Annotated in this window: 12 protein-coding genes and 2 pseudogenes; 1 reads left to right on the top strand and 13 read right to left on the bottom strand. The window is 54.1% G+C overall.

Annotated features, from left to right (window positions below):
* Positions 1-167 precede the first annotated feature (167 nt).
* The 3 genes from FIV00_RS25495 to FIV00_RS25485 all read right to left on the bottom strand — a co-directional run bounded on the left by FIV00_RS25495 (position 168) and on the right by FIV00_RS25485 (position 4,057).
* Entirely contained in the window at positions 168-1,319 is a 1,152-nt protein-coding gene (locus FIV00_RS25495; protein ID WP_173006154.1) for an ATP-binding protein, read from the bottom strand.
* Positions 1,320-1,661: 342 nt separating this feature from the next.
* The gene (locus FIV00_RS25490) at positions 1,662-3,551 is read right to left on the bottom strand and encodes a CHASE2 domain-containing protein (RefSeq protein WP_152503363.1); all 1,890 of its coding nucleotides are present in this window, start codon (positions 3,549-3,551) and stop codon (positions 1,662-1,664) included.
* A complete protein-coding gene (locus FIV00_RS25485; protein WP_152503362.1) occupies positions 3,548-4,057 on the bottom strand; it encodes a FecR domain-containing protein in 510 nt (169 codons plus the stop codon). The genes FIV00_RS25490 and FIV00_RS25485 overlap by 4 nt, the downstream gene beginning before the upstream one ends.
* 954 nt (positions 4,058-5,011) lie before the next feature.
* Between FIV00_RS25485 and FIV00_RS25480 the strand changes: the two genes are divergently transcribed.
* Positions 5,012-5,530, top strand: a complete 519-nt coding sequence (locus tag FIV00_RS25480) for a hypothetical protein (RefSeq protein WP_152503361.1) — start codon at positions 5,012-5,014, stop codon at positions 5,528-5,530.
* Here FIV00_RS25480 and FIV00_RS25475 read toward each other — a convergent pair.
* From FIV00_RS25475 to queC, 10 genes and pseudogenes are all read right to left on the bottom strand, one after another.
* Positions 5,507-6,848: pseudogene (locus FIV00_RS25475) on the bottom strand (IS701 family transposase). The gene FIV00_RS25480 and the pseudogene FIV00_RS25475 sit on opposite strands and share 24 nt — an antisense overlap.
* A gap of 583 nt (positions 6,849-7,431) precedes the next feature.
* Positions 7,432-7,665, bottom strand: a complete 234-nt coding sequence (locus FIV00_RS25470) for a hypothetical protein (protein ID WP_152503360.1) — start codon at positions 7,663-7,665, stop codon at positions 7,432-7,434.
* Positions 7,666-7,820: 155 nt separating this feature from the next.
* Positions 7,821-8,750 carry a helix-turn-helix domain-containing protein gene (locus tag FIV00_RS25465; protein ID WP_173006153.1) on the bottom strand — a complete coding sequence of 310 codons (930 nt, stop codon included), beginning with the start codon at positions 8,748-8,750 and terminating at the stop codon, positions 7,821-7,823.
* 404 nt (positions 8,751-9,154) lie between these two features.
* Positions 9,155-10,496: pseudogene (locus FIV00_RS25460) on the bottom strand (IS701 family transposase).
* Between the two features lie 69 nt (positions 10,497-10,565).
* The gene (locus FIV00_RS25455; protein ID WP_152503357.1) at positions 10,566-11,843 is read right to left on the bottom strand and encodes a hypothetical protein; all 1,278 of its coding nucleotides are present in this window, start codon (positions 11,841-11,843) and stop codon (positions 10,566-10,568) included.
* Positions 11,844-12,360: 517 nt separating this feature from the next.
* Positions 12,361-13,448, bottom strand: a protein-coding gene (locus FIV00_RS25450; protein ID WP_371419552.1) for an IS3 family transposase whose coding sequence is annotated in 2 segments (ribosomal slippage) — positions 12,361-13,187 and positions 13,187-13,448 — 1,089 coding nt in all. Because the reading frame shifts where the segments join, the coding sequence is not laid out codon by codon here.
* On the bottom strand, positions 13,393-14,004 hold the full coding sequence (locus FIV00_RS30160; RefSeq protein WP_371419593.1) for a DUF6880 family protein: 612 nt from the start codon (positions 14,002-14,004) through the stop codon (positions 13,393-13,395). The genes FIV00_RS25450 and FIV00_RS30160 overlap by 56 nt, the downstream gene beginning before the upstream one ends.
* Before the next feature lie 627 nt (positions 14,005-14,631).
* Entirely contained in the window at positions 14,632-15,357 is a 726-nt protein-coding gene (gene queE, locus FIV00_RS25435) for a 7-carboxy-7-deazaguanine synthase QueE (protein WP_152503355.1), read from the bottom strand.
* Positions 15,354-15,737: a 6-pyruvoyl tetrahydropterin synthase family protein gene (locus FIV00_RS25430; protein WP_152503354.1), complete on the bottom strand. Its 384-nt coding sequence runs from the start codon at positions 15,735-15,737 to the stop codon at positions 15,354-15,356. Before FIV00_RS25430 ends, queE begins: the two co-directional genes overlap by 4 nt.
* On the bottom strand, positions 15,730-16,419 hold the full coding sequence (queC, locus tag FIV00_RS25425; RefSeq protein WP_152503353.1) for a 7-cyano-7-deazaguanine synthase QueC: 690 nt from the start codon (positions 16,417-16,419) through the stop codon (positions 15,730-15,732). The genes FIV00_RS25430 and queC overlap by 8 nt, the downstream gene beginning before the upstream one ends.
* Between the last annotated feature and the right edge of the window lie 754 nt (positions 16,420-17,173).

Here is a 17,173-nt window from a genome sequence, read left to right as displayed (position 1 = left end):
AAACATTGCAATTTATTCTAAACTCGAAAGGAGAGGGAAAACATCACGTGCACCAACGAATTTCAGTGTGGGGACAATAAAAAACGAAGAAGCGTTCTTCCAACGCACGCAGCTGGACGATTGAACGCCCTAGGGTGATATCACTCAACCTCTTCTAAGTCGGGCTCTCAGACAGCTTTAAAAATCGGCAGCCTGAGAGTAACGCGGCCACCCATCGGCTGATTGCTTAGCGTTATGAAACCACCGTGGGCGTCCGCTAGACTGTTGGCTATGGCCAGTCCTAGACCGGCTCCACCGGTTTTGCGGGCGCGGGAGGTCTCTGCCCGCACAAAAGGTTCAATCAGGAGCCTTGCTGTGTCATCCTCAAACCCTGGGCCTCGATCGTCAATGTGGATGTCAACCATGTCCCGGTCCTGTTGCAGGGTGATGCTGCACTCGCGCCCATATTTTATAGCGTTTTCAACCAAGTTTACCAGAATACGCCGCAGGGCTACTCTGTCTGCGAGCACTTGACCGCAGCCCTGTCCGGAAACTTCATCATAGTGCACGTCAAAGCCGATCGAGCGCAGGTCCCCGACCTCTATGGTCAACCATTCGGCGATGTCGATAATCTGTTGGTCAAGCGATCCGAACCCGGCGCGCGCTGCTAACAACGCATCGTCCAGAAGGGCAATCATGTCATTGATGTCTGCTATCGCGCGTTCGCGTTCGCTTTCGTCAGGGACAGTCTCTACCCTCAGCCTCAACCGCGTCGCAAAACTGCGAACGTCGTGTTGTATACCGCCAATCAGTGCCATGCGCGTGCGCGTCAACGTCTGGAGCCTGGACTGAAGATGGAGGAAGGCGTTGCGCAGAGATCTTATCTCGGGGGTCGCAGAGCGAAACCTGGGAAAATCAATGGTTTCACCTGCTGGGTCGATCCTTTCGACCAGTGACGCGAACTTTCTCAGCGGCAAGACTTCCCGGTGAAAAATCAGAATAGTGAGAAAAGCTAATCCCGCGCCGATAATGCCCGCCGCAGTCCCGGTTGGGAGGCCAAGAGGAGAAACGACGATCGGCACGAGCGAGCGCACGACGAGCATGTAATGCTCGTCTATGGCAAGCCAGAACGTCAATGCGCTTGCTGGATAAGTAAATCCCTTTCGACCGAAGAGCGATTCGAATGCATCTCTGAACGGGCTGTTCCAGGATAGATTTTCTTCAACATGAAGCAAAGCGTCGCCAAAAACTACGGAATACGCCTGCACGTTCGGGCGTGTATAAACAGGCCCTTGCCCGTCGAACAGGAGTGCGTGTCTTGGCAGTATGTCGAGTTCCAAGAATGGAGATCGAATTGCAGTAAGCAGGTAGTCCCTATTCTGCGGTTTCGTTGTATTTACCAGTTCGAGTATAGTGGCGACCCTATGTGGCGATGGATTTACCTGGGTCGCTTTTATACCCTGTTGAATATAATGGTAGGCGACAAAAATCGTCCAGAACATTAATAAAGAAGTTACAACGATTAATATCGATCTCAAGGACATTAGTGGACCTGTTTTCTGGCGTCTGTGGACGATAACGTTTGGGGCTCGGTGTGTGTCCGATTTCGGACGGAGCAGTAGAGACGTGGCGAGGGTCTGCGTAAGGCTGGGCTCTGAACCGGTTAAGCATCTGATTCAGCTTTATTGAGGCGACAACAGGTCCGCTTCCAGGTCACTCCTGGACGTGCTTAAAACCGTCCCAGCTTCCGAGGCTGTCCATAGGCCGATCTCGATCGGCTGTTGCCTGCCTCTGAGCGAAATTGTCCGCGTTGAGGGAATGTTCGGACTGAATTCGTCTGCCTTCGCCGCAGCGATCAGGTCCCTGGATAGAACCACACAAACCTCGAACTGACGGGCGGCGTCCTGCAAACGGCTTGCGGCATTAACACTGTCTCCTGTTGCCGCGACCTGTTGATGGTTCTCATGCCCCAGCCGGGAAATTACAACCGGACCGAAGTGACCTCCGACCCGAACGGACCTGATGTCGGAGCCGGGCCCTGTGGTGGACAACCAGGCCTCAACTTCCTTGACAAGTGCAAAGGCGCACCGGCAGGCCCTCGCCGCGTCCGCCCGGCTTTCCTCAAGTATGCCGAACCCGATCATGGCACCGTCCCCCATCAGATCAAGAACCACACCTTGGTTCTTCGTCGTCTCTTCGACGACAACGGTGTGGAAATTCTTGAGCACCTCCCGAGCACGCGCGGGACCGTATTTTTCCGACAAGCTGGTGTACCCGGTGAGATCGATGAACAAAATGGCCGCGTTTTGCTGACGAGGTTCACTGAGAAAGTCGGGATCGTCGGAGATGCGTGCAGCCAAGTCAGGAGCGTGGAAGCGGCTGAGTGCTTCACGCGCCCGCGCCATGCGCCGATAACGGGCCCAGTCGAAACCCTGTCTTATCACCGCCACCGCGATGACGGGTGCTACGCTCGCGGCGATCGGCAAAACGCCGTTAAACCAATAACCGTTTGCATAGGCGAAGACCGTGAAGAAAAGCCAGCAGGTAAGCGCTGTGATATAGAGCACTGTCGCCGTGGCCAGGGGGAGAAGACCTATGGCAAGCATACCAAAAACTGTGAAGACGAGCGCAACAGCGCCGTCTGTCCGTCTTATGGAACTGTCGCGCACAAGTCCTGTACCCTGGAGCAGGTTGGAGATCCCAGTCGCCAAAACTTCGGCCCCTGGAAGGATAGGATCGAAGGGCGTATTGAAGCGGTCGCCGACGGCGGTCGCCGTTATTGCCAAAACCACAAGTTGTCGGTCGAGGTCAATGCCCGGAGGGGTTTCGTTGAGCAGCCGTGCGGCACTGAGCGTCTTGATGCTTTTCCCGGGGCCGTAGTAACGTAGCGGCAAGTGCCAATTGAGGTCGAGTGGGACCAGATTGCCGCCGACACGAACGGCTTCACGGGTAAACGAGGGCTGGCGGTCGAGGAATAGCCCGGCCGCACGCAATGCGAAGGACGGTGCAAGACCGGCTGACGTCTGAAACGCCATAGGTAGATACCTTGGCGTACCGCCGCCATCTTTCGAAACATTCACGAGACCTGTGTGTGCAGCGTCAACAAACAGAGGCAAAGGTGTCAGTTCCCTTTCCGGAGTGGGAAACGGCGAAGTACCGGCGTCTTGATCATTGAACTGTCCCGCTGATGCGATCAGGGAAGGAAGTTTTTTCAAGGATTCCGCAAGTCGCTTGTCCTCCGCCTCTTGTGTGGCGCCTGCGAGCAAGATATCGACGGCGAGTGCGCTGGCGTCGGCGGCTGCGATTTTTTCCACGATCGCGGCAATGTCGCTGCGCTCCACAGGGAAACGACCAAGATCGTCAACCGTCTCGTCATCGATCGCGACAATAATCACGTCTGCATGCGGGCTTTGAGGCCCGTTCACAAGAATACTCAGGTCCAGAAGATAAGTTTCCAGTCTGTCAATCAGGCTGGAGCGGCCGCTGATATGAATCTGGGCCAGCCATATCGCCCAGATGATACCGCACGCATAGACGACGGTGAAAAGACCAGCCTGTAACCTCGTATTCATTGCCCGAAACGCGCGAGAAGCGCTTCAGCTCTAAGTGTTGACCAGCGTTCCGGCGCAAAAGGAAAACCGGGTGCAACGTCGACGCCTTCTTGCGCGGTTAAAAGCACGGACTCCGATCCATTGGCTCGGGAAACGGCAACCTCTCCTCGTACTACAAATACGGACGTCTGCTCCGAAGTGACATCCACGATGTACTCGGTGCCTCTGACGGCAGCTATCGCATGCGGTGTGCGGATCTCGAATGGTCCCGCCCCCGGTTGCAGCTGAATTAGGACGGCATCTCTATCGACCAGGACGACTTCCGGACGTCCTGCACCGGCAGTTACCTCAGGTGCTGTGGCTGTTTCGGCTTCCAGCACGAGGCCGTTTGCGCATTGATACACGGTTCTGGTCGGGTCCACGGCCTGGGTCGCAACGCAACCGGTAACGGTTTGCGCCGACCCGGATGAAATCGCTACGGCGATCGTTAGCGACGCTAGCGATAGAAACCTTAAGGTTTTTCTCAAGTCATTTGTCCCGAAATGTGGGTTTGTTGTGCCAAACCGATCGAAAGTTAGTTACGCAATTCGAAGATGTATGAAGAATCTGGTATTTTTCAACGAAACCTCCCGTTCTTTTCACTGCTTCGTGACTGAAGTCTCCCAGTCTGACCCGACCCCTGTCAGGCTCAGGCCGTGTGACATCTCTCGCTTTTTGCAATCGCCCGAGAGACGCGGCGATCACTCGGCATTCCTTCTAAAGAATCGCGCGCGCTCGAAACGCAAATCGCCTTTGCCGTAATTTTGTACAAAACTCCAAACACTTCTGATCGACTTTATCGCTGGGCAAAGGTATTTCAAGCGCTTGACGGTTGCGTAGTCGCAGAGGGGACACCCACCGTGGAACTCTGGGTTGTTGGATGCGGACTGTCGGGCTGCAACAGACGCAAAACAGCAAGACGCGTATCAAAAGTTACATTGCAGAAAAAACACTCAATTGTACAGACACTGCGCAAGTTCGTAATACTTGTCGTCGGATCAATGAGACGAAGCTGGACAGACTTAAGTTTAGGGAGCAAGTCCGTTGCTGGTTACGCCCGCCCCAAGTCTTGCTTTCATATGGAAGAAATGCCGAAATTCCAGATGTCGATTCCGTGCCGGATACACGTAAGGTCAGTATTGAGAACCTTGACGATCCCTTTGCCGCCGTTCAAGATCCTTTGGACGAGGGAGAGTTCCGTGAAAGACAGGTGCGTCGGCAAGACCCGTCTGATCTGCCAGCTCAGCCTGAAAAAAGAAAAACAGAAACCTGCGTCTCACGCCGCATTAAGAAGCAGAAACATCCTCTCGTATTCGTTGACGCCCAAGCGGTGAATGAGGCCATGGCCTCGGGCCAAAAGGCATTTCGAAGATCGCAACGCACGGAGGCCAACCGAGCAACCGACCGGCTACAGTTTGCTTGGGCGCAAAAGAAGAGGTCGTGTGACCAAGGCTGCCAAAGCTCTTCAAAACAGCCAAACGACGCTTGAGAACAACAAACCGCGCTATGATGAAAAGTCGGAAGCCGTGCTCACAGACAGTTTGAAACTGAAGGCGAGCACCAGCAGTCTCTTTGTGAAAAAGACCAAGGCAGTTCGCTTGGCGCTAAAAGGTTCTTCCGTCAACAAGAAAGCCGTTCGCACCGAAAATTCCGCTAAGGAAGTGCGCTTTCGCGCCGAGGTACTAACGGCAGAAATTGGAAGGGAGCAGTCGCGTGCCGCATCGGTGGAGCATACCGAAGCGCAAGACCAATCGGCTGATGCGGAGACAGCGGGCCGCAAGACGAATCGTAACTTTCTTCAGAGTACATTCGGAATGCTTACCAAGAAGTTTGGTTCGAGTACAAAGGATATTCAGACGGAAGTTCCTCAAATCTCTGTCAAGAATGAAGACACGGGATCGGAACACACAATCTCGCACTACTTTGGCAGGTTTTTCTCAAAGATAGATTTCCGGCAATGAGGGCATCTTTCGGGCGGAGGTTTTTGAATGATTTTCAGGATTTCCGTCCGGACGGCAGGCAGTGTTGGTTGCGGCGGAGGTCCGGAGATTCTTTTTTTCCCCTGTCGCTTGCTTAAGGCGTCGGGATTGCAGGAAGGCAAAGGCGATCATCGTCATTAATGCGTGCCGGTGAAGCCCAGTCCACGATCGTCCTTCAAAGTGATCCAGACCGAGTTCCTCTTTGAGCTGTTGATGTGCCTGTTCGCAGATCCAACGCGCCTTGATGGCGCCGGCAAGTTGTTTGAGTGTCGCTTCTGCGGGAAAGTTGGACAGATAGTATTTGCGCTCGCCGGTCGAGCGGTGCTCGCCGACGACCCAGACCTCCTCTCCCGGCAGGTGCTGGGCACCCATGTCGCGAATGCGCTGAGGTGGACCGTCTGCGATCCGGACCCGCACAGCTGCAAAGCGTGCCGAAAGGGCTCCCTTGGTCCCGCGCCGCCAACTGACCTTCTGCCACTTTGCGGTTTCCAACATGGCCTGCGCTGTGATCGACTTTGTATCGGGAATGTGCCGCTGGCGCGGGCGGCCGCGTTTGGCGACAGGGAAGATCATCTTCACGTCTGCGGGATAAACCTTTTGCTTGAACGGGATGCCAACGGCCCAGGTCAACCCGCGTGCGCTCAAAGCCTGCCGGAAAGGAGCACTCAAGCCATATCCGGCATCGGCAAGGACGCAACCAAAACGCACACCTGCTGCACGAACCCGGTCGATTTCCGCCAAGGCGATCTCGGGCTTGGTCTTGTAGTCACGAACATCATCAGGAACTCTGGCGTGATCAAGCCGGGCGGTATCGCAGATCCAGCTCTCCGGCAGAAAGAGCCGCAAGCCGACCATGACAGGCACTTCATTCGAAGCCAGCGTCACGGATACCAGCGTCTGGCAGTTCGCCCGTTTCCCCAATGCCGAAGCATATTGCGGGGCCACGCCGACCGAGTGGTTCCCCTTTTTGGGCAGTGCGGTGTCGTCGATAATCAGCCATGCATCGTTCCCGCCAACCTGTCGGTCAGCTTCGCTGAGCAATGCGGCTTCGACTGGAGCAGGATCCCAGGGACTGCTCGCAATGAAATGGTGAAACTGATCGTAACTGGCTGCGCCCGTCCTCTCCGCCATCGGCTGAATGCTCTTGCGGTCTCCTGGACCGATCAAACCTTCAATATAGGCCGGGCACATCCGGGCACGCGTCTTGTGACGAAGCGCTACCAAAAACGGCGCTAACCAACCTTCGAGATCACTTTGCCAATTCCCATCCATGACCGACACCTCCTAAAGCCGGTCTTATATGAAGCACCGAAAACTCCGTCGGGGAATCCTCCAAAATCAAAACTCACAAAAACCTGCCAAAGTCGGGCTAGCCTGTATTGCCGCGACACCTGTTTCATCTTCGCGCGAGACCAGATCGCTGTTGAACTCGCGAGCCAGTTCGTCGGCGATCCTCCTAAAGAGCTTCCGAGCGTTGAACATAATTCGATGCAATCGTCTTGGCTCCGATTAAGAGGTCAAATTCAGTGATCTCTTCAATATTTTGACTATTCATATTAATACTGTATCTGGAAGAAGATAATTCTTTAACGTCAATTTTTCCTAACACGACTTCGTTGATCAAAGCGTTTCTGTTCATTATTAATTATTGGAAAAGCGTGTTTGCTTCTGATGCATTTTTGCGACCTACGTTAATCTGGTCAAAGTATTGGATTTGATCAGTGACGACTGATACATTTAGAGAATGACAACAATACATAGTTCAATACCCAAAAACTATTCGACCATGACAAGAGAGACATCGGCGAGCGGCAGGTTGCAGAGGCTTTTTTCAGCTCGAGACGCAGCAAACTGCTGCCTTGTCGCGGTATCCAGTGTATTTTTCAGGCGCGTCGAACTGCTTCAGGCCTGGAGACAGTATTCGCTTTCCAGCCCATCAGACATCCTAAGGCGAAAACAACTGGCATGAAGAGTGCAAGTGCAAAATAGCCGCCAAAGCAAAATCCTATGATCGCACCCGATATTGCCGCCACAACCATGCCAACCAGAACGACACTATTGTCTCTTTCGTCCAAATCCATGTTCGGCGACCGGTCGTGCTCTTGCGAGGTACCCATTTTCTCACCTTTCTTTCTCACCTTTCAGTATCCCGGCGATACACCGCCACAGGCCCGGAGATCCTTCCCGGACGGGTGTTAATGTTTCGAGAAATGAAGGCAGCAGCCTCTAATCTCATGTGGGCTCCGCTCTGTGCACGGTTCTTCACAAACGGCTAGGGGCTTGCCACGCTGTTTGACCACCATTGTGCAAGACTGCTGGGCTTCGCCATCCGGGGAAGGTATCCGCAGATACTGGATTCGCGTGCGTCCGACGGACTGAAGCCGAATTCTTCACGGAACTGCTTGCAGAATACGGCGTGGTCGGAAAAACCAAGAGAATAGGCCACGGTGCTGATCAATCTGCAATCTTCACTGCGGGCCAGCGCCCTGCATGCGGCCACGAGCCTTTTGCGGGTTATCAGCCTCGCCACACCGCCATAGGGAGCGAGCAGATAGTAGAGCTGGCGCCTCGACATTCGCAACGCATTGCAGATCGATTGCGCACCGAGCGCCGGCGAATGGAGGTTTTCTCGGATATAGTTCAGGACGATTGAGACTCGATCGCGGGGAATCTGCGCGAAGGCCGGGCGCTTGCGCGGCTGCCTCAAAACCGCCCCAAGCAAGTGGGAGAAGGTCTCAATCCACAGGGATGTTTCTGATATAGTCAAGGCGGTAAATAGTTTTTCCGAACTCAAGACGAAGTCGCTGAGGATACGGGCAGCTGGACCCTCGAGGCGAACATTGAGAAGGGCATCGATGTCCTCTTCCATATCGAAGAAGAAATCCCTGTTCAGCAACAGGTTGATACATTCTATCCGGCTAGTCGCGCCGCTGAATGAGCCAGCGAGAGAATTGATCAAAATTGTTCCAGGAACGACCTCGACCCGGGTTTCGCCAACGCGGCTTTCAATCGCTCCTTGTTTGACAATCGTCAGACACCAGTTTTTTGCAGCTAAATCCGCATTCAGACGGTTTCTAACGAAGCGCATCGGCTCGGACTTGAACTCAGCCACCTGAACCACACCGAGGTCGAATCCGCGCCAGCTCGCTCTGAACCCGCCGTCAGCCGGCAACGCCGGTGTAACATCAAACAGAGGCGACATTACTTTCCGCCAGAATTCGAATTGCCGATCACTTTGGAGAAGCTCGGTGGAGAACCGTTTGGGCCGCAGGAGCTTCTGCATTCCCAAATGCCTTGCGGGACTCTTTGCCGTGTGACGACTACTCATATCTGCGACCCTCAGAATGTAGCCCAACTTCTCGCGCGAAGTTTATCGCGACAAGCCTAGGCAAATCATACAAAGGCAGACAGGACCCGAATCATAACAAACGCAATCAAGCGTTACACGCTGCCTCTTTTCAGTACTCTAAGAAGACCGCGTATTGCTGCCATATCTCTGGCATATTCTTTTGTTGCAAAATGTATCTGCGCGAAGCGCCTTGAAGAGACCACAGCTCCAACCGCCACCCCGAATAGACCTACTAGCACTACTTTGGCAGATTTTTCTCAAAGATAGATTTCCGGCAATGAGGGCATCTTTCGGGCGGAGGTTTTTGGATGATTTTCAGGATTTCCGTCCGGACGGCAGGCAGTGTTGGTTGCGGCGGAGGTCCGGAGATTCTTTTTTTCCCCTGTCGCTTGCTTAAGGCGTCGGGATTGCAGGAAGGCAAAGGCGATCATCGTCATTAATGCGTGCCGGTGAAGCCCAGTCCACGATCGTCCTTCAAAGTGATCCAGACCGAGTTCCTCTTTGAGCTGTTGATGTGCCTGTTCGCAGATCCAACGCGCCTTGATGGCGCCGGCAAGTTGTTTGAGTGTCGCTTCTGCGGGAAAGTTGGACAGATAGTATTTGCGCTCGCCAGTCGAGCGGTGCTCGCCGACGACCCAGACCTCCTCTCCCGGCAGGTGCTGGGCACCCATGTCGCGAATGCGCTGAGGTGGACCGTCTGCGATCCGGACCCGCACAGCTGCAAAGCGTGCCGAAAGGGCTCCCTTGGTCCCGCGCCGCCAACTGACCTTCTGCCACTTTGCGGTTTCCAACATGGCCTGCGCTGTGATCGACTTTGTATCGGGAATGTGCCGCTGGCGCGGGCGGCCGCGTTTGGCGACAGGGAAGATCATCTTCACGTCTGCGGGATAAACCTTTTGCTTGAACGGGATGCCAACGGCCCAGGTCAACCCGCGTGCGCTCAAAGCCTGCCGGAAAGGAGCACTCAAGCCATATCCGGCATCGGCAAGGACGCAACCAAAACGCACACCTGCTGCACGAACCCGGTCGATTTCCGCCAAGGCGATCTCGGGCTTGGTCTTGTAGTCACGAACATCATCAGGAACTCTGGCGTGATCAAGCCGGGCGGTATCGCAGATCCAGCTCTCCGGCAGAAAGAGCCGCAAGCCGACCATGACAGGCACTTCATTCGAAGCCAGCGTCACGGATACCAGCGTCTGGCAGTTCGCCCGTTTCCCCAATGCCGAAGCATATTGCGGGGCCACGCCGACCGAGTGGTTCCCCTTTTTGGGCAGTGCGGTGTCGTCGATAATCAGCCATGCATCGTTCCCGCCAACCTGTCGGTCAGCTTCGCTGAGCAATGCAGCTTCGACTGGAGCAGGATCCCAGGGACTGCTCGCAATGAAATGGTGAAACTGATCGTAACTGGCTGCGCCCGTCCTCTCCGCCATCGGCTGAATGCTCTTGCGGTCTCCTGGACCGATCAAACCTTCAATATAGGCCGGACACATCCGGGCACGCGTCTTGTGACGAAGCGCTACCAAAAACGGCGCTAACCAACCTTCGAGATCACTTTGCCAATTCCCATCCATGACCGACACCTCCTAAAGCCGGTCTTATATGAAGCACCGAAAACTCCGTCGGGGAATCCTCCAAAATCAAAACTCACAAAAACCTGCCAAAGTAGGGCTAGTTCTTTTGCGCCGAAAAAGCCGTTAGCATTCGTTTCCAGAAAGGCCGTTTGCGTGTCGCGTGCACATTTTCGCTACCGCCGATGTAGTGCCGGAGAGGGCCTGTTTCTTGAACTGACCTATCTATCAAGCCCGTGGAACGGCGTGCCTTCCTGAAGAGAGATTTGGAGCGGCGCTGGCGGGTAGAGTTTGCACCAGCCGATTGCAACTCGGCGTTCCTGATTAGGGCCTGCCCAGCAGAGGCCGAGAGGCTCCTAGCCACATTAGGCGACAAATCGTCCAGCTGCGTCCGTCGAAGGAAGGCTTCTTTTTCCTTTTCATAGAGATCAAGTGCTATTTCGTAGGCCTTCGTAAGCTTGTTTACTTTATCTTGAACTTTAAAATAATCCTCGAGGCTTTCAGCTTCAGGATACTTAGGTTCATCCGGTTTGCGACATTTGGATCGAATCTTTTGTGCTTCTGTTTCAAGCGGGTTCAAATTGTCTTTTAGAGCTTTTAATTGGCCTTTCAACGAAGTAACAAACTGAAGAGAACCGTCCGTTTTATGTTCGGCCTCTGCGAGGACCTTTTCCATCACCTGAAAGCCGCAACTGAGTTCCATCGTGGTATGCTCGGTGAGGAAGCTCTTGTATTCCTTCGATCCGAAGAAGGCTCTATCCTGGGCGATCTCTCTCCTCAACGATTTGATAGACGAATCATCGCGGTGGATTTTCTTAAGAACCTCCCTTGACTCTCGCTCAACTTTTAGCCTCTTTGCTTTGAGCTTTTGGGCTTGGTCGGCAAATGCGCCATTGGTAACTTGCCGACGCTCTCGCCGAGCACTCAATTCTTCGATTTGTCCGCGCAATTGATCCAGCCTTTCATTTAAGAGCTGAAGTTCCTCGCCGCGGCTCGCAGCCCAATTCTCTATGCGAGCGTTCCACCACTCAATTGTCCCGACCGATTCCAGACTACTCGCTTTCTCCATTTTTCGAACATTGTTCGAGTCCAGCTCCAGGGCTAGTCTCCGCTTGAAGCTGAGCACCATGTATTTTGATGAGGCCTCTCGCGCAGATGAAGTTTTGCTCTTCTGGGTCGAAGACCAGAATCCCAGTTCATTCAAACGCGTATTTAGAATTGTCAGTTTCTTACGTTCCGACAATTTCAGCTCGTCGCTTTCAACCAGTTTTTTTTCTTCTTTTCGCTCCAATTTTTTCTGCTTTATATTCTCCGTTTTATTGAAAGAAATTTTTTTCCTAGCGAATACATCGGCTGCAGTGCAGTTCAGTTCATGCACGATCGAAGTGTCCGCGAACCTAACTTTCCGCCCCGGTCCTTTTCCCCCTCTTTTCTTTTTGAGAGCGGGTTTTAGGGCAATGCCCGGATCTGTCTCCTGACCCGGTTGAACCGGATTGCCAACCGATGAGACGTGTCTGGACGTGCCCAAGAATCTGACACTACCATTATTGACTTGATTTGATATCTTTAATTCGAAATATTTTATAAGTTTAGAGACTGAAGTGTAATCGTCGTCAATTTTAGGGGGCATTGTAAATACTCTATTGGTGAGGCATGTTTCTTAATTAATTTAGATAAAATCGTGGGCGGGCTTTGTGCCGTAAGATACAGGTAAGAGCTATTGTCAAAAGCAGTGTCCAGGCACCGTGTTGCACAAATTATCAGGTGGCATGTCGCGGTCCGCTCATAAATTTTCTTTGATGTGCATCCAAAACCCGGATTTGCAGGGGTGGTTTTTCTTTAGGCTCGAGAGGTATGGTAATCATCCCATTTTTCGCGGGGTCGATAACTGGACTTCAGGCTGCAGCTGTCAGTTTCATTTTCGGCGTAACGCCGCCGATGGCCATATTTGGCCGCTCATTGTTGTATGTCCATAGCCAGCGTGTGGCGTGATCCTGTGCCTCCTTGATCGTGTTGAATATGTATTGTCCGAGCCATTCATGGCGGACGGTTCGGTTGTAGCGCTCGATATAGGCGTTCTGTTGCGGTTTGCCGGGCTGGATGTATTGCAGCCCGATCCCGCGCCGTGAAGCCCACATTTGCAACGCCGCACTGACGTTTTCCGGGCCATTGTCCACCCTGATGTTAAGGGGCTTGCCGCGCCATTCGATGATCCGCTCCAGCGTACGGATTACCCGTAGGGCCTGAATGGAGATGTCCACCTCAATGCCCAACCCCTCCCGGTTGAAGTCGTCCAGCACGTTCAGAGTCCTGAAGCTACGCCCATCGGCCAACTGATCCGACATGAAGTCCATTGACCAGGTGACATTTGCCTCGTTTGGCACAACCAACGGCTCCGGCTTTTCCCGAACCAGACGCTTCTTCGGGTTGATGCGCAGGTTTAACTCCAGAGCACGATAAATCCGCCGGACGCGCTTGTGGTTCCAAGCAAAGCCTTTGACATTGCGCAGGTAAAGGAAACACAAGCCGAAGCCCCAGGTACGGTGTGTTGTCGTCAGCCGCACCAGCCAGTCTGCGATCTCGGCATTCTCGTCGCCCAGTTTGCGTTCATAGCGATAGCAGCTTTCGCTGATCTGGAAAGTCCGGCAAGCAAGCGCAATGCTCACGCCACGCAGACGGATTGCATTCATGGCCATCTCTCTACGTTGAGACGGCCTCAAGGCTTTTTTCCCAGAGCATCCTTCAGCAGTTCGTTCTGCATTGCCATCTCGGCATACATCTTCTTCAGTCGGCGGTTCTCCTCGGCCATCGCCTTCATCTCAGACATCAACGAAGCGTCCATCCCGCCATATTTGGAACGCCAGTTGTAATACGTCGCGTTGCTGATCCCGTGCTCCCGGCAAAGATCGGCGACTGGGACCCCGCTCTCACCCTGCTTCAAAACTGCCAGGATCTGGCTTTCCGTAATTCTTGATTTCTTCATGTCGTTCTCCAAGCGCATCAAAGGCCGGAGAAGTCCAATTTTCAACCCGTTGGTTTTTGGGGACGATTACCGTATGTCGCGTGATCGACGACCTCCTCGAGTTAGGGGGGGGCTCCGCATCGGTGGCCAGGATAGTTAGTTTCGTAAGGTACTTTGCGCCGTGCGAATTGTTCTTTGAATGGGCGCGACCGAGAATGTTGTCCAGATGCGTCCGGTAGAGGATCGTCGCGGCCCGTGGGTAGTCTTGTTGCAAATGCTCCGCCAATTTGGAAGAATGTGCCAATGGGCACCATCCCAGCTGTGTGGGTGCGTTTCGATAAGTTTGGCGACCAGATCCAGACGAGGCCAATCGAGAAAGAATTGCAGTGCAATCTCTGGCTCTGCTTTTTCGAGCGCAAATATGTAAGCGTTCTTCCGCTTCTACATCCTCAAAATCCGGCAACTGTTTGAGATATTCTCGCGGGATGTCGGCGGATAGAACTTCATCGAAACAGCGCCAGCGTAATGCTTGTGCAGCAGAATTCTCGCTGAGGGCGTCAAGAAGACGCGCCTCCAAAGAAACACGCTTAGGTGACAAGGCGTCGCCGAAGGCACGCGTACCCAGTCGAGTGCATCGCTAGCGTGCCCAGCCGTCAAAAGATTGACCGCTATTCCAAGCGGATGTTGCATATGCCTTGGCTTTAGTTCCTCCAAGCGCCTTGTACCATTCGATAAAGCTTTTGCCACGCTCCAATCCGGAAATTCGTAGGTCAAGCAGCTTCGTGATCGCCTCGGGGCTGGATTTCTCTGCCAGTGTGGCCTTTATCAGTCGCCGGAAACCTGCATTGCGTTCCGCCTATGTCAGTATTATCTGTGCGAGCTTTTCAGCGCCGAGCTCTTCAAGCTTGCTGACAGAAATTGCTGGTTTGGGGGGGGCAAGTTATTTTGTTCGACCAGCAAGGTGCCCTGCTTTGGATGGATTTTCAGGCGTTCATTTCTCCGGTGTAGTCGTGCCATAAGCCGAATACATCAGCCCTTGCGTGCCGGTATGAAGCGGTCGACAGGGTGTTTAGACGCGGCCGGAAGGCCGTGTTGATCTGATCGTTAGCCGACAGGAACCTCTGCGCCACTTGTTTTTGTCGTCTCACGCTGTGCTTGGACGGGATATAAATGGGTGGCGAGAAAACAGACTTCAGCTTGTCTATCAAACACCCCTCAAGTTGCCCCAGAGCATCGTGTGCAGCTGCGGCAGTACGGTGGCGGCGTACCATCGGTCGGTGGTTACCTTGTCGACAAGCCAGCGCATGCGCTCCAAGATACTTGCCAGGTCGATGGCACTGTCGCTAACCCCGGCCTCGGGCGGCGTATGATTTCCCGGTTGCAAATAGCAGCCAAGTCTGGGGTAGCGTGCGGCGACATTGCGAGCATAGGCGTAGTCTATCTCGTCGAAGACCGCAACCTTCAGCACGGTCTGAGTCTCGGGCCCCGCCGCGTCGACGCATTCGGCGAACTTCTGCCAATCGGTCACCATGCCGGAGGACGGCGGTTTCGGGCTAAGGCTCAAGACGTCGAGTCTGGAAAACCAATCTCTTGCAAGACTTCCCTGGGTCTCAAGGGCAAAGCGGTAGCCCTCGCGGCGGCCGAGATCGATCAGCGACCCAAGCGGCTGGATGGCCGGGTTGCCACCTGACAATGAGACCGTCAGGGGTTTACCACCGGAGAGGATTTCAACCTGCATCATAACAGCTTCCGGCGTCATCGTACGCCACTCATCGCGATAGGAGCTGTCGACGGCGTGAAGGGTGTCGCACCAGGAACAACGATAGTCGCAGCCGCCGGTGCGCACGAAGACGGTCGGTTGCCCGATCAGGATGCCTTCCCCCTGGATTGTCGGTCCGAAAATCTCGTTGACCCGGATCAGCTCGCTCATGCCACCCGCACTTCAGGATAGAAGAGAGGTCTGAATTCGGCGCAGGTCTTTGGGGTTTCCTTTACCCTCACAGCCGAAGTTTCAGGCCAGCGCTGGTGGCACCAATCGTAAAAGTAGCGCGCCATGGCTTCGGCTGAGACGCATTCGTCGCCAAGGACGTCGTTCAGGTGTTGATGATCGAGGGTGTCGTCGACAAAGCATTTGAACTCGGAAAGCTCCAGGTAGTCGCGCACGAAGCCAACGGCATTGAGCTTTTGGGACGCCAGCTCCACCTCGACCACATAGTTGTGCCCGTGAAGGCGCGCGCAAGGATGGTCTGGCGCGAGGCCGAAGATTTGGTGACTGGCGGAGAAATGGAACTCCTTGGTGATCCTAAACATGGCAGACCTCCTCCCAGAAAGTCTGGTCGGTGTAGTCGGTCGGGTCGACGCTGCCAGCAAGGTGAAAGGCCTCGCGCCTTTCCACGCAGGTGCCGCAACGCCCACAATGACGTTCACCGCCTTTGTAGCAAGACCAGCTGGCCCGGTAGTCTACGCCGAGTCTCAAACCCTCAGCGGCGATCTCCGCCTTGGAGGCATGGACATAGGGCGTATAGAGCTGGATGTCGGCGACGCCATCCAGCGCCTTACGCTGCATCGCCTCGTAACTTTGTGTGAAACTCGGCCGACAGTCAGGATAGATGAAATGGTCGCCGCCGTGAACCGCGGTCGCTACCGCCTCTGCGCCGCGGGAGGCAGCGATGCCGTAAGCGATCGCCAGCATAATCGCGTTGCGGTTCGGTACGACTGTGACTTTCATTGTGTCCTCGGTGTAGTGGCCGTCGGGCACATCGATGTCTTCGGTGAGCGCCGAGCCGGTTAGCTGATGACCAATATCTGATATATCGATCAGGATATGCTCGGTACCAAGCGAACTAGCGCAAGCACTGGCGAAGTCGAGCTCCTTCCTGTGTCGTTGGCCGTAATCGAAGGAGATCAGCCCGGAGAGATGTTGTTCGCGCGCGACCTTGTGCGCAAGCGTGACAGAATCCATCCCGCCCGAGCAGATGACAAGTGTATTCAATGATGTGGTTCCTTGTTTTCGCCGGTATCGGATATGCTGCGGCCGGTGTTTCGCCCGTCGGCGATCGAAGCGCCGCTAAGAGTTTTTGACAAAAAGGGAAGGATTCCATTTTTAGAGCATGCCGTATCATATTGGACTGTTTTGCCGGCGACGATTTTGGTTAACAAAAAGGCATGGCGTACGCCGTGAAATCGTCCAGTGCAACCAACGAAGCAGGTGGCTAGAATTTCCCCACCCCTTTCAAATTTTGCGTTCCGAAATCCTGGGTGCGACCCGAAACTGCCTATTTCCGATTTGTTGCGACAAACGTTGTCTGAAAGACATTGTTGGAGACTGTTCGGCATCCACAATTCGCAGTCGTTCCTTTATCCCTGAAAAGCGTGATGTGATGTGTCAAATCGGACACCGGCACAGCGTTGGTGCCGTTCCGCAAATCAGACAACGTATCAGCGTTTGTCTCAACAACCGGGCGGGACATGGGTTTCGCAAAATCTCTAAATCTTCGGGATTGCCTACAGGTGAGAATTGCACCAGATCGCCGCATCATGAGCTCTGGCGAGTTGCCGTCGGATTGATGCAATGTATTGGACCGTGATCCGGTCCCGCTTTGCCGGGTCCGCATGGACACGATCGTAGAACGCTGTCTCCGGCTTTGCCGCGACAGCCGGTTCGATCGTGCCTTCGTCATTGAAAACCAGTCTAGCAATCGCCTCCGGTTCGGTGCGTGCGTTAGTGCAGGGCTATTACGGCTCCC

The organism is Labrenzia sp. THAF82 (assembly GCF_009363435.1).
Taxonomy (GTDB): Bacteria; Pseudomonadota; Alphaproteobacteria; order Rhizobiales; family Stappiaceae; genus Roseibium; species Roseibium porphyridii.
Note: the sequence above shows the minus strand (reverse complement) of the source record. Positions and strands in the feature narration are given on the sequence as shown.

What these genes read in the sequence shown, in the direction of transcription:
- FIV00_RS25465 (WP_173006153.1), bottom strand. Translation starts at nt 8,750, where the DNA reads ATGTCGCCTCTGTTTGATGTTACACCGGCGTTGCCGGCTGACGGCGGG.
- FIV00_RS25490 (WP_152503363.1), bottom strand. Translation starts at nt 3,551, where the DNA reads ATGAATACGAGGTTACAGGCTGGTCTTTTCACCGTCGTCTATGCGTGC.
- FIV00_RS25430 (WP_152503354.1), bottom strand. Translation starts at nt 15,737, where the DNA reads ATGTTTAGGATCACCAAGGAGTTCCATTTCTCCGCCAGTCACCAAATC.
- FIV00_RS25470 (WP_152503360.1), bottom strand. Translation starts at nt 7,665, where the DNA reads ATGGGTACCTCGCAAGAGCACGACCGGTCGCCGAACATGGATTTGGAC.
- queE (WP_152503355.1), bottom strand. Translation starts at nt 15,357, where the DNA reads ATGAGCGAGCTGATCCGGGTCAACGAGATTTTCGGACCGACAATCCAG.